The following is a 12,358-nucleotide window of genomic DNA, read 5'->3' on the forward strand; positions in this document are numbered from 1 at the left end:
GGCCGGCCGTCCGCACTCGTGCCCCGACTCCGGCCGGTCCGGCGTCAGTCGCCGGCCTGCCTGATGACGGGCCTCCGCCTAAGGTGAGGCCGTCAGGGACGGGGACGAAGGGGGATGTGCCGTGGGTGGCGGTGGGGCTGTGGCGGAGCGGCTCGAAGAGTTCCGGGGGGAGCTGAACGGCTACTGCTATCGCATGCTCGGCTCGTTCTCCGAGGCGGAGGACGCGGTGCAGGAGACCCTGCTCCGCGCATGGCGGAACGTCGAGCGGTTCGAGGGACGGTCGTCCCTGCGGTCGTGGGTGTACCGCATTGCCACCAACGTGTGCCTGGACGCGCTCGCCACAGGCAAACGGCGGGCTCTGCCGATGGACCTCTCAAGCCCGGCCGACGGCGCCACACCGCCGGGGGCTCCGGCGGAGGGGGCCCTGTGGATCGAGCCCTGTCCGGGCGGTGACCCGGGGGACGCGGTGGCGGCCGGCGAGTCGGTGCACCTGGCCTTCGTCGCCGCGCTCCAGCACCTGCCGCCCAAGCAGCGGGCAACGCTCATCCTCCGCGACGTTCTGGGCTTCTCCGCCCGCGAGGTCGCCGACCTGCACGGATCGACCGTCGTCTCCGTCAACAGCGCCCTGCAGCGGGCCCGCGCCACGCTGGCCGCCCGGCGTGGGGAGGCCGGCGGGGTGTCCGACGGCGTCCGCCAGGTACTGGCCGCGCGGTATGCCACGGCGTTCTCCCGCTACGACATGGACGAGCTGAACATGCTGCTCCACGTCGACGCCACCCTGTGCCTGCCGCCGTACGCGAAGTGGATGCGCGGGATCTCCGACATCCAGGCGTGGCTCACCGGTCCGGCCGTCGGCTGCCGTGGGTCCCGTCTGCTGCCCGTCGTGGCGAACGGCTCCCCCGCCTTCGGCCAGTACCGCCTCCGTCCGGACGGAACCGGCTACGAGCCCTGGGCGCTGCAGGTCGTCGAGTTCTCCGGCGACCGCATCGTCAGCATCACCGCCTTCCGCGACACCGCGTACCTCTTCCCTCTCTTCAACCTGCCGGACCGCCTGGGCGAGGACGCCGGCCTCGGTGTTCCGGCCTGATCACTTGCCGCTGTCCTCGGCGAGGGTGTGAGCGACGAGGTCGTTGGCGCGCCGTTCGGCCGGGGTGGCGGCCAGACGGGCCGTGACCGCCGCCAGCCACAGAAGGCCGAGACCGGCGCCGGCGGTGAAAGCCAGCACGGAGGCGGCCGAGGCCATGAACCCCGCGAGGACGACCACCGGCATGACGCGGGAAGCCACGGCCCAGCCCCGCAGGCCCCGGACGGCGAGCGGACGGGCCAGGACGACGAACGCGGCGCACAGGGTGAGGTAACCGACCATGCCGCCGAACATGTGGACGGCGCCGTGCCCGCTCATCACGGTCGTCTCGGGCGCGCCGGCGGGGAAGCCCGCGCCGGCGTCGGCGGGGAAGACCGCGGCGGCCCAGAAGGAGACGGCGAAGACGCCGACCAGGGCCGGGCCCCAGGTCCCACCCGGTGTGCCGCGCAGCATGCGCCGCAGTCCCGTCGCACCGGCCATCAACAGCGCTCCCGTGAGCACGAAGTTCACCGTCTGGATCCAGCCCGATTCCCCGACTGCGAGCTGGCTGATGGCGTTCCGGGTGAAGTCGAAGCCTTCCCGCGCGAAGCCCTGAGCGAGTCCGGCACCCAGGAACAGCGGGCCCGCCACCATGCCGCCGACCACCGCCCACCGCGCGGCCGGTCGCGGCGTGGGCTCGGCGGAGACAGCGTCGCGGGGTGCGGTGAGCGAGTGGGTCATGTCGAGGCCTTCCTTGTCTTGGTGTCGCTCGTATGACCGACGGCAAGGGGCGAGGTCATCGCTCCTGGCGATGTGCACTGGATCACGCAGGGGTCGGGAGGCTCCGTTGTCCTGGCCCCCCGCCACCGGCCACTCCCGGCCCTGCCCCGCGGCAGGCGCCGAGCAGCCAACACGCTTGACACCCCAGTTAGTTAGGCTCCATATTATCTACATGGACACACAGAAGGCCCCGGCCGAGGAGGCCCCGACGCTGGATCAGGCCAGGCGCCAGATCCGGCGCTACGGCCTCGACTCCGACCCGCAGGCCGTACTGGTCGCGGTGCGCCTGATGGCCGCGGGGGCCCGGCTCGGCCAGGCGAGCGAGGTTCATTTCTCCCGGTTCGGGCTGTCCACCGGCCGCTACCGCCTTCTCGCGGACCTGGAGGACAGCGAGGGCGAGAAGTCGCCCTCGCTCCTGGCCGCCAGCCTCGGCGTCTCCCGCGCGACGGTCAGCGGGCTCATCGACTCCCTGGAGAAGGACGGACTGGTTCTTCGGCGTCCGTCCGCGCAGGACGGGCGCGCCTCGGTGGTCGTCCTCACCGCTCGCGGCGCACGGAAGCTGCGCGACCTGGCCCCCGACCACTTCCGCCGCCTTCAGGCCATGGTGGCCGACCTGAGCGTCGAGGAGCGGACCGTCTTCCTCGACCTGCTCTCCCGGGTCACGCGGGGCATCGGCGCACTGACCGACCAGTAGCCCGCGTCGCCCGCGCCGCCCAAAGCCCCACAGGTTCAAGGAACTCAAGGGGTTCAAGGAGTTCAAAGGATGCGCAGCATCGCATGGTCATGTAGTTAGGTGCCTAATTATTAGTGATCCAAGCAACAGCCAAGCGAGAGGCCATCGTGGGTAGACGAAGAAGCATCCCGACCGCCGAGGAACGCACCCCGCCGCGCTTCACCCTGTGGCGCGAAGTACTGGTGGCCTACGCCGCTCCCGCTCTGACCGCCGGCGCCGGGGGACTCGTCTCGGGGCAGCAGGACCTGGCCGTCGCCGCGCTCACCACCATCGCGGGCACCTCGGCGCTCGTCGCCGCCCTCACCGGCGCCCGGCTCCAGCATTCCGGCATCCGTCCCCGCTGGGCCGCCTCCCTGCCGAAGGCCGTACTGGCGGCAGGGGCAGGGCTGGTGGCGGCGGCCGTCGCGGCAGGGGCCGCGCACCTCGCCCTCAAGGGCCTGGCCGTATGGCCGGCGCCGTTCCTGTCCGGCACGCCGTGGCCCGGACGCCTCCCCCTGGACCTGCCGCTGTCCGCGGCACTCGCCGCCGCCATCACCACCTGGCGCTGGCGCGGGGCCACCCCCGTCCCCCGCGTCACCCACTGAACTCCTTCACCGCATCCGCCACATCGGTGGGGCCGTGCCTGATGCGCACGCGGGCCCCAAAGGAAGGACACGGAATGATCGTCGTCATGGGCGCCACCGGAGCGACCGGAAGCGCCCTCCTGCACCGCCTGACCGAACTCGGGATACCCACGCGGGCACTGAGCCGCAACCCCGGCCGGCTGCGCACCCGACTCGACAGCACCACCCTCTCGCAGACCGAAGTCCTGGCCGCCGACGCCGCCGCCCCCGCGTCCCTGCGGGCCGCGTTCACCGGCGCGACCCAGCTCTTCCTCACCATGGCCAACAGCCCCGCCCAGGTCGCCCTGGAGACCGATGTGATCGCAGCAGCCGCCGGGAGCGGCATCGGGCACATCGTCAAACTCTCCGCCCCCGGCGCCGGTCCCGACTCTCCCGTAGCCATCGCCCGCGGACACCACACCATCGAGGTGGCCCTCCGGAGCTCGGGGCCCACCTGCACCGTCCTGCGCCCTTACGCGTTCATGCAGAAACTGCTCCTCCTCGCACCCGGGGTCGCTGCGGGCGGCGTCATCCACGGCGCCATGGCGGACGCGGCCTGCAACTACATCGACTGCCGCGACATCGCCGACGTGGCGGCAGCCGCGCTGACCCGCCCCGAAATCGCCGGGCACACGTACACCCTCACCGGCGACCGGACCTACAGCCACCCCCAGCTCGCCGACCTGCTCGGCAGCCTGCTGGAACGCGACGTCCAGTACGTCGACCTGCCGGGCACGGACCTGCACCGCCACCTCACCGGCACAGCCCGCATGCCCGGCTGGCTGGCCTCCCACATCGTCGAGATCCAGCACATGGCCACCACCCACCCCGAAGAGCCCAACGACACCGTCACCCGCATACTCGGCCGGCCGCCCCGGGCCCTCGAAACCTTCCTCCACGAGCACCTCGACCTCTTCCGAGGGGGACCCTGGACGGAGCCCGAGTTGCCTTTCGGGCTGCCGGAGGTCCATAACCGATCGTTCTAGTTGCGAGATGTACAAAGTCTTGGACTTATGGCGGGGCTGCCGAAAGCCTTGAGGTCATGGGGAACATGACACACCGGAGACCAGCGGCGGACATCCAAGCCGCGATCGCAGCCGAACGCCGGGAGCCGGCGGCCATCCGACTCGTCCAGGGGCTCGCCCTGCTCGCCACCGGCCTCCTCGCCGGCGCGTTCGGCTACGGCGCGGCCAACCTCGTCCCCACCTTCAACGCCGTACCGCTCGACATGCGGCTGTCGTTCCACGCCGAGTTGATGAAGATGAACGGCATCACCATGCAGGCGACCATGGCCGCGTCGACGCTGAGCTCCCTCGCTCTCGCGGCCCTGACACGCGGCCGCGCCCGGCTGATCGCGGGTTCTGCAGGTCTTCTGACGCTCGGGTCCTTCCTGATAACCCGGCTCGGCAACGTGCCGATCAACGGCCGGATCAAGGAATGGGCGGTCACCTCGGCCCCGGCCGATCACGCGGAGATCCTGCGGCGCTGGGAACTCTTCAACAACCTGCGCACGCTCACCGCCCTCATCGCGTTCGCCCTGCTGATCGTCCTCGCCCTGAGGCCGATTGCGGAAGCGGTTCCGGGCGTCCGCTCTTCAACGTAGTCCCGGGTCAGGACGGCGACGGGCGCGGCTCGGGAGCCCGGTCGGGTTACCGGAGGTGCGCCCCGGCCGTTGCCGGGGTGGACTTCCGTCCTCGACACGATCCGGACCGCCGCGAAATCGGTCTAGGAAACCCCGACGGCAGGGGTGAGCGCCCGGGCGGACCGGGTGCTCACCCCTGCCGGCAGGTTCTGGTCGTAGGGGTGGATCAGTGGTCGGAGTAGCTGAAGTCGCCCACGGTCCAGGCGGTGACGTCCTCGATCGCTACGCGGTACATGCCACCCGTCTCCGGGATGCCCATGGTTCCCTGCAGGATCCGTGCCACATGGAAGTGCAGGTGCGTGGGCGGCCCCTCCTTGCGCGTGGCGGCGGTGAAGACGCCGGAGAACTCCCCCAGCCGGTCCGAATCCGCCAGCACCTCCGACACCCGCTGCCGCCACACGGCTTCGGGAGCCAGCCGGCCGGTGATCACAGCACCGCCGGTGACCACGGTCAGGGACATCTGGTTGCTCTGCCCGGACTCCACCAGGGCAGCGACGTTCACGAGCAGCTCGTCAGGCTTCGACATGGGAGCCGATTCTATGGCCCGCCGAGGCCCACACACCGATCAGGCCGCGTTCGAATCCGATTACCTCCTCATCGAACACACGAAAATCTATGGCGGCCGAAGTAGACATTCGGTGATGGGGTGGCTATGGTTTCTCTCGTAGCCGAGAGATCGAGCAAGGCCCGGAGGGACGAACTACCGGGCATCAGTACACGCAGTAGCAGTAGTAGGCAGTACGCAGTCCCCCGCTTGGTACGACATCGGTTCAGAGGGAAGAACGGAGGAGTTGACCGCCATCAGGATCGCCCGGGGCGAAAGACCGAACCCGGGTACCGCAGGACATCGATAGTGAGGTGGTCTCCGGTCAAGCAACCGCGATCCCCGCGCCCCCGGCCGAGTACAGGCCAGGTCCGCGGCAACAGAAGGCCGACGCGGTACTAGGGTCGGCAGATGGTGAAGCAGTTCCTTCGGGGCCCTGGTGCCGTACGGCACCAGGGCCCCTCCACGCGTTCCAGAGAGAGGTGCAGATGACAGCACGCGAATCGTTCGGCGATCGTCTCGACGACGACGACTACCCCGCCTACACGATGGGCCGGGCCGCCGCCATGCTCGGCACCACGCAGGGCTTCCTCCGTGCCATCGGCGAAGCCCGCCTCATCACCCCGCTGCGCTCCGAGGGCGGACACCGGCGCTACTCCCGCTACCAGCTGCGCATCGCGGCCCGCGCCCGGGAGCTCGTCGACCAGGGCACCCCCATCGAAGCCGCCTGCCGCATCATCATCCTCGAGGACCAGCTCGCGGAAGCCCAGCGCATCAACGCCGAATACCGCCGCACCAGCCAGGCAACCCAGGCAGCCGAACCCCCCGCCGCGGGGTGACGGCTGCGGCTGCCGGGTGCGTGAGGCGGCCTCGGTGGTGCCGTCGGGGCCGGCCCGCGCGGTGTCGCGGTGGGCCCCCGCCGGTCAGGCGTGCTCGTCCGAAGGCTGCCGGGCAGGCTGGACCGACCAGCTCGGCGGCTCGTCGTTGCCCGCCTCCTCGTCGCGCTCCGCGTCGGCGGCCGTGGCCTGGACCTTGCCCGACGCGTGGTGGACCGGCGCGTAGACGGCGTAGAGCCGGAGGGGCTCGTCACCGATATTGGTGACGTTGTGCCACGTGCCTGCGGGTACGAAGACCGCCCAGCCGTCCTCGACCTCCCGGTCGTAGTCGAGCCGGTCCTTCGTGCTGCCCATCTGGACGCGGCCCCGGCCTGCGTCGAGCCGGAGGAACTGGTCGGTCTCCGGGTGCGCCTCCAAGCCGATGTCCTCACCCACCGGGATCGACATCAGGGTCAGCTGAAGGTACTTCCCGGACCAGGCGACCACGCGGTAGTCCGTGTTCTCGAGCGTCGCCTCCTCAAGGTCGAAGCTGTGCGGTTCCGGCCCGATGTCCTTGATGGTCATACTTCTCTCCCAGTCGACGAAGGCGACACGCGGTACACGCTCTCGGTCTTGTGCCCGCCCACGTCAACATTCTCAGAGCCATGGGCTCTTGCGGCCGCAAGCACGCGAGCCGCTACCGCACGGCCGGCAGGGAGCCGGCGAACAGAACGATGGCGCACAGCCCCCGGATCGCAGCGCGGGCAACCCATGGGCTTCTCTGGCGGGGCGTCACTCGCATAGTCCCTTTTTTCCGGTTTATTAGCTATTGCTGTGAAATATGCGTGAGTCATGTGGGGTGACGGTGCATCATCACCTCCGGCGGGGAGTCGCCTCCTCCTCGCCCAGGGCGAGCCCGGCGGCGCCGGAGCAGGCAGGAACGTGCAGCCCTGAGCAGTCATCGTCGCGGGCTCTCGGGATCCTCCTTCCGGAGGACCAGGCATCGAAGCAACAAGAAAGGTCCTGCTATGGCGTTGGATGTCATCCGGTCGGATCCACCCGACACAAGCCCTTATCGCAGTCTGCTCAGACAGGGAGCCTTTGCCCTGCTCCCCGCAGCGCTCCTGGCATCGGCCGTCCTGGTCCCGAACGTCGCCCACGCCGCGGAATCCACCGTGGGACTGGGGACCGCCACCAGTTACGCGGTCCTGGCCGGTTCGACGATCACCAACACGAACCCCACCGTCATCAATGGCGACCTGGGGCTTTACCCGGGCACATCGGTGACCGGCTTCCCCCCCGGCATCATCAACGGGGTCAAGCGCGTATTCCCCAACGCCGCCGCCGGTCAGGCGAAGTCCGACCTCGTCGTCGCCTACGACGACGCGGCGGGCCGGGGGCCCGGAACCGTGCTCGCTTCGGCCGAAATCGGCGGACTGACGCTGGCACCCGGCGTCTATACGGCCCCGTCGTTCATTCAGCTCACCGGGACGGTCACGCTCGACGGCCAGAACGACCCCAACTCCGTCTTCATCTTCCGGATCCCCTCGACCCTGACCACGGCTCCGGCAAGTGTCGTCAGCTTGATCAACGGAGCAAGTCCCTGCAACGTGTTCTGGCAGGTGGGCAGTTCCGCCACCATCGACACGACCACCCAGTTCAAGGGCAACATCCTGGCCCTGGAATCCATCACGCTGAACAACAGCGCCGTGATCGAAGGCCGCGCCCTGGCGCGTAATGGCGCGGTCACGATGGACAACAACACCATTACGAGGCCGGACTGCGCCGTTGGCCCACCCGGACCTCCCGGCCCCACCGGCAGCCCCGGCCCGACCGGCCCGACCGGCGCCACCGGCCCGACCGGCGCCACCGGCCCGACCGGCGCTCCCGGACCCACGGGCTCCCCCGGACCCACCGGCTCCCCCGGCCCCACCGGCTCCCCCGGACCCACCGGCTCCCCCGGCGCTCCCGGACCCACGGGCTCCCCCGGACCCACCGGCAGCCCCGGACCCACCGGCTCCCCCGGACCCACCGGCTCCCCCGGCGCTCCCGGACCCACGGGCTCCCCCGGACCCACCGGCAGCCCCGGACCCACCGGCTCCCCCGGACCCACCGGCAGCCCCGGTGCTCCCGGACCCACGGGCTCCCCCGGACCCACCGGCAGCCCCGGACCCACCGGCTCCCCCGGACCCACCGGCAGCCCCGGTGCTCCCGGACCCACGGGCTCCCCCGGACCCACCGGCAGCCCCGGACCCACGGGCAGCCCCGGACCCACGGGCAGCCCCGGCGCCACCGGCTCCCCCGGACCCACGGGCAGCCCCGGACCCACGGGCAGCCCCGGACCCACGGGCAGCCCCGGACCCACGGGCAGCCCCGGACCCACGGGCAGCCCCGGTGCCCCCGGACCCACCGGTCCTGCAGGGCCTGCAGGACCTGTCGGACCGACCGGACCCACCGGGCCCGCAGGACCCAAGGGGCCTCGCGGTGACAAGGGCGAGAAGGGCCACCACGACCACGGCCACGACCACGACCACGACGGCGGCCACGACGGCGGCCACGACCAGGACCACGACCACGACCAGGACGGCAACCACGACCACGACAAGGGCGAGGACGGTCAGGACGGCCGCGACGAGGGCAAACCACCGTGGGCCGACGTCATGCCGAACCACCCCGACGGTGGTCCCGGCCAGGCGGCCAAAAAGGTCAACTTCGCCCCCGTGAGCGCCGCCACCGGCCAGCAGCCTACGGCGGCCGGCTCAACCGACGGGACCGGCATCATGGCCGCCTCTGCGGCAGTGCTGGCATTCGTCGGAGGCACGCTCCGCTTCGCCAGGAAGAGAATCCGGCGAGGTACGACACCTCGACAGGGCTAGCCCCGTCGCGGACGTGGCGTCCTCACGCCCCTGACCCTTCGGTCCCGGCCACTCGGGGGACCGGCGCGTGTTCCACCCTCCCGTCACCGACGGCCGGGTACGCATCGGCGGCAGGGGCCGAAGCCCAATCCAGCACGTAGGACGTCCCGTTCGCCGTTCGGCCGCCGGGCTCCTGGACACCTCGTCCAGGAGCCCGGCGCGCTCGCGAGTGATCAGCTCCGCCCACGGCACTCGCGTCATCGACGTCACCGTCGTCGTCATCGCGTGCTCACGCGACGAGCGTCCGGGTTCACCGGCGCACTGGCCGACGGCGTCATGGTTCCGGTCGGCGAAGAGCGGGAGGTTCCGGGCCGGCGTACGCCTTGACGGCTTCGTCGATGAGACGCCGGGTACCGTCCGGACTCAGTGCCTGGGCCTGCAAGTGCGCATACATCTCCCTGTAGAGCAGCACGTCGGAAGGTTTCTCCAGATACAGGTCGCTGGTGAACCGTTCCAGATACACCACACTCACATCGGTGGCGTCGGAGAACTCGAGCAGCGAGAACTGCCCCAAGACACCCGGGTGCGCGCCTACAGCGTGGGGGAGGACCTGCACGGTGATGTGCGGCCGGCCACCGAGGCGGTTCAGATGGTCCAGCTGCTCGCGCATGACCTCACGGCTGCCTACGACGCGCCGTAGTGCGGATTCGTCCAGTACGGCCCATAAGCGCAGTGGGTCGCAGGGGGCGCCAAGCCGGTCCTGGCGCCGCAGTCGCACCTGGAGGCGTGCGGCGGCCTGTTCGGCCGTGGCATGAGGGATCGTTCCTGCGATGACCGCCCGGGCATAGGCGGGGGTCTGCAGCAGGCCGGGGATCACCAGCGGCTCGTAGAGCCGGATGGCGGCCGCCTCGGCCTCCAGGCCGATGTAGGGGCCGTAGGGGATGTCGCCGTAGGCGTTCCACCAACCCTGCTGACCCGATTCCCGGGCCAGCCGCAGCAGTCGGTCCACACTCCGCTGGTCCTGGACTCCGTACAGGCGGCAGAGATCGCGCACATCGCGCGGCTTGACGAGGCGGCGGCCGTTCTCCAGCAGGCTGATCTTGGGCTGGGAGATCAGCAGTTGCTCCGCCACCTGCTGTGTCGTCATGCCGCTGCTCTCCCGGAGCCTGCGGAGCTCCGCCCCCAGCCGGCGCCTGCTGACGGTGGGATTGACCGTGACGCCCACGGGACGCTTACCTCCGCTCGAAAACCATGCACAGTCGAGCAGATTGACACGGTCGGATCGAGAGAATCCGCTTTGACGGCGTGTCGTGCACGGTGAGGGCGAGGGCCACGCCGCCCGTCTCCGGGATGACCACGGTTCCCTGCAGGATCACCGCCCCGGAGCCGCCGTGTGATGCCGGCGTCGACGTCGACCGGGCCTCGCTTCGCCGTCGACGTGATGCAGACCGTCGCTGTGCGTGTCAGCGTGATCAGAGAGGGATATCCGTACCCCGCAGAGAGAGGAGACGCCGTCATGGACGGTAGGCAGGACAAGCGTCAGGAGCCGGGCAAGGGCAGCGAGGCGCAGGAACACCGTCGCCCCGGGGACCCCGCGCAGCCCCAGCCGGGCAGGCAGTCCCGTGAGAGGGGACAGAAGCCCGGCCGGAAGGAGACCCCGCGCCGCAGCGAGAACGACCTGCTGCGCGAAGAGGACCTGCACGACGAAGGGCTCTGACCAGAGCACCGCTCGCCCGCAGGCCCAGAGCCCGGCCGCTCCGCCGCCCACGGGAAATCACCTGGTCACGCCGGTCAGAGTCCGTCGAACAGGAGTACAGTTAAAGCACCGGGAGTACTTCGCACACCGGCTTTCACGCGGGTGTCGTTTCCGGCGATCGCCTAAAGACCGGGCTGCCGACGGGCAGCCCGGGGGCAGGTCCGCATCATGACCACCATCCTCGACCGGACCGCGTCCCGCGACCTCGCCGCAGAGTTCCCGGTCCGCTTGTCCCTCACCCCGAAGACCACGCTCGCCGGCCAGCTGGACGGGGCCTGGTGGCCCCGCTCCCGCGACCTCGAGGCCGAGCTCCCACCGCTCGTCACCGCCCTGGAGGAACCCTGGGGACGCGTCACCCGCGTCACCGTCAACCCCACCCGCTGGCCCGTCATCCCGCACAAGGTCGCATGGGACGGGCGCACGCTGCACGTGGGCTGGTTCACCGAACAGGACCCCGACAAGCTGATCCTGCTCTCTTACACCGTCGGCCGCTGGGACCTCCTGGTCATCCCGCCCGAAAGCGAGCCCGCGGCCGCGGCCCGGCTGATGTCCGCCGCCGCGATCCCGGGCAGCGTCCTCACCGCGGGTGTCCTCATGGCCAACGAGACCGTCATCGGGCGCGGCGTCCGTGACGCCCGCCGCCGCGAGGCCCTCTGGGAGAGCGAAGGCGGGGCCTGCATGTCCCCCTTCGGGAACCGCATGGACAGATCCGCCCTGCCGCTGCCCGGAAACGGCTGGAGGTGAGCTTCGTGGAGACCCTCGTCCTCGTCGGGGTGATCATCCTCGCGATTGCCGTCGGAGCGCGCTGGATCCACCTGCTGAACGCCCAGCACGACGCCCGGATCGCGGTCTACCACTTCAGCGACCCCCTGCCGAGGCCTCCTGGCCTGCCGGACGACACCGGACGTCGAGCCCACCGCACGGATGCCCGCCGGCGAGGAACACACCTTCCTCCGGCCGGGGGCAGCGGTCGGGTCGCCTCGGCGCCCCGACCCGTCGACCGCGGTGCCCACTCCGACGAGACCTGAGAAGCCGGACCGGTTGCGGAGCCCGGAGCCCCGCACACGAAAGGACGCGGTCATGGCCACGTTGCGCGAACGCAAGACCTACCGCGATCAGGTGCTCCAGGTCCTGTACGGAGCCGTCGAAGGCAACCGCCTCCTCGGCATCACCGGAGCACAGCTGCGGCGCGACCTGAACGTGCCGGAACAGGACCTGGCCGCCGCCTGCACCTACCTGGTGGGCGAAGGGCTGGTCACCGTCGACTGGGATCCCGGCAACACCCCCGCGATGGTCACCCTCACCCACGAGGGGATCCGGCGCATGGAGGCCGAGGAGGAAGGGACGGACCCGGGCCCGGCCTGACCGGTGCGTTGCGGACGTTTCACCTGAGCGGGCGGTGGCGGGCGGAGTGGCGGGTGCGCAGGGCCATGTAGAGGACGGCTGCCACGAGTACCGCGATGCCGATGAACAGCAGGAAGAGCAGTCCGTGCACGGTGGCACCGATGATGCCCAGCACGAACGCGACGATGATCAGAGCCAGGAAGAGCGTCATGGGGGATGCTCCC

At 70.6% G+C, this 12,358-nt stretch carries 16 protein-coding genes; 11 read left to right on the forward strand and 5 right to left on the reverse strand.

From position 1 onward, the window contains the following. Nucleotides 1-121: 121 nt before the first annotated feature. Nucleotides 122-1,087, forward strand: coding sequence for a sigma-70 family RNA polymerase sigma factor (locus tag B4U46_RS16945; protein ID WP_079428354.1), 966 nt, complete (start codon nt 122-124; stop codon nt 1,085-1,087). On the opposite strand, the gene B4U46_RS16950 is transcribed toward B4U46_RS16945, so the two are convergent. Further along, nucleotides 1,088-1,804: a DUF998 domain-containing protein gene (locus tag B4U46_RS16950; RefSeq protein WP_079428356.1), complete on the reverse strand. Its 717-nt coding sequence runs from the start codon at nt 1,802-1,804 to the stop codon at nt 1,088-1,090. A 211-nt stretch (nt 1,805-2,015) separates the two neighbouring features. Between B4U46_RS16950 and B4U46_RS16955 the strand changes: the two genes are divergently transcribed. The 4 genes from B4U46_RS16955 (at nt 2,016) to B4U46_RS16970 (ending at nt 4,781) form a co-directional block, all read left to right on the forward strand. Continuing rightward, complete coding sequence (locus B4U46_RS16955; protein ID WP_079428358.1) at nt 2,016-2,537, forward strand: MarR family winged helix-turn-helix transcriptional regulator; 522 nt, start codon at nt 2,016-2,018, stop codon at nt 2,535-2,537. A 113-nt stretch (nt 2,538-2,650) separates the two neighbouring features. Continuing rightward, nucleotides 2,651-3,160, forward strand: coding sequence for a hypothetical protein (locus B4U46_RS16960; protein ID WP_079428360.1), 510 nt, complete (start codon nt 2,651-2,653; stop codon nt 3,158-3,160). 74 nt (nt 3,161-3,234) lie between these two features. Further along, complete coding sequence (locus B4U46_RS16965) at nt 3,235-4,164, forward strand: NmrA family NAD(P)-binding protein (protein ID WP_079428362.1); 930 nt, start codon at nt 3,235-3,237, stop codon at nt 4,162-4,164. A 56-nt stretch (nt 4,165-4,220) separates the two neighbouring features. Beyond that, complete coding sequence (locus tag B4U46_RS16970) at nt 4,221-4,781, forward strand: DUF1772 domain-containing protein (RefSeq protein WP_237292937.1); 561 nt, start codon at nt 4,221-4,223, stop codon at nt 4,779-4,781. Between the two features lie 205 nt (nt 4,782-4,986). Here B4U46_RS16970 and B4U46_RS16975 read toward each other — a convergent pair whose 3' ends face one another. After that, nucleotides 4,987-5,346 (reverse strand): hypothetical protein, encoded by a 360-nt coding sequence (locus B4U46_RS16975; protein ID WP_079428364.1) that lies wholly within the window; start codon nt 5,344-5,346, stop codon nt 4,987-4,989. Nucleotides 5,347-5,852: 506 nt separating this feature from the next. Here B4U46_RS16975 and B4U46_RS16980 point away from each other — a divergent pair. Further along, nucleotides 5,853-6,203 (forward strand): MerR family transcriptional regulator, encoded by a 351-nt coding sequence (locus B4U46_RS16980; RefSeq protein ID WP_079428366.1) that lies wholly within the window; start codon nt 5,853-5,855, stop codon nt 6,201-6,203. Nucleotides 6,204-6,287: 84 nt separating this feature from the next. Here B4U46_RS16980 and B4U46_RS16985 read toward each other — a convergent pair whose 3' ends face one another. Beyond that, the gene (locus B4U46_RS16985) at nt 6,288-6,764 is read right to left on the reverse strand and encodes a cupin domain-containing protein (RefSeq protein ID WP_079428368.1); all 477 of its coding nucleotides are present in this window, start codon (nt 6,762-6,764) and stop codon (nt 6,288-6,290) included. 590 nt (nt 6,765-7,354) lie between these two features. Between B4U46_RS16985 and B4U46_RS16990 the strand changes: the two genes are divergently transcribed. Next, nucleotides 7,355-9,055, forward strand: coding sequence for an ice-binding family protein (locus B4U46_RS16990; RefSeq protein WP_237292939.1), 1,701 nt, complete (start codon nt 7,355-7,357; stop codon nt 9,053-9,055). 313 nt (nt 9,056-9,368) lie between these two features. Here the strand turns inward: B4U46_RS16990 and B4U46_RS16995 are convergent, their stop codons facing one another. Beyond that, complete coding sequence (locus B4U46_RS16995; protein ID WP_079428372.1) at nt 9,369-10,259, reverse strand: helix-turn-helix domain-containing protein; 891 nt, start codon at nt 10,257-10,259, stop codon at nt 9,369-9,371. Nucleotides 10,260-10,550: 291 nt separating this feature from the next. Here B4U46_RS16995 and B4U46_RS17000 point away from each other — a divergent pair, with 291 nt between their 5' ends. The 4 genes from B4U46_RS17000 to B4U46_RS17015 all read left to right on the forward strand — a co-directional run bounded on the left by B4U46_RS17000 (nt 10,551) and on the right by B4U46_RS17015 (nt 12,155). Then, on the forward strand, nt 10,551-10,751 hold the full coding sequence (locus B4U46_RS17000; protein WP_079431815.1) for a hypothetical protein: 201 nt from the start codon (nt 10,551-10,553) through the stop codon (nt 10,749-10,751). Between the two features lie 207 nt (nt 10,752-10,958). Next, nucleotides 10,959-11,534 carry a DUF5994 family protein gene (locus B4U46_RS17005; RefSeq protein WP_079428374.1) on the forward strand — a complete coding sequence of 192 codons (576 nt, stop codon included), beginning with the start codon at nt 10,959-10,961 and terminating at the stop codon, nt 11,532-11,534. A gap of 5 nt (nt 11,535-11,539) precedes the next feature. Then, nucleotides 11,540-11,818, forward strand: a complete 279-nt coding sequence (locus tag B4U46_RS17010) for a hypothetical protein (RefSeq protein ID WP_123995771.1) — start codon at nt 11,540-11,542, stop codon at nt 11,816-11,818. 52 nt (nt 11,819-11,870) lie between these two features. After that, on the forward strand, nt 11,871-12,155 hold the full coding sequence (locus tag B4U46_RS17015) for a hypothetical protein (protein WP_079428376.1): 285 nt from the start codon (nt 11,871-11,873) through the stop codon (nt 12,153-12,155). 19 nt (nt 12,156-12,174) lie between these two features. Here B4U46_RS17015 and B4U46_RS38065 read toward each other — a convergent pair whose 3' ends face one another. Then, complete coding sequence (locus tag B4U46_RS38065; RefSeq protein WP_167747593.1) at nt 12,175-12,345, reverse strand: hypothetical protein; 171 nt, start codon at nt 12,343-12,345, stop codon at nt 12,175-12,177. Nucleotides 12,346-12,358: the final 13 nt, after the last annotated feature.

This window comes from Streptomyces katrae (assembly GCF_002028425.1).
GTDB lineage: Bacteria > Actinomycetota > Actinomycetes > Streptomycetales > Streptomycetaceae > Streptomyces > Streptomyces katrae_A.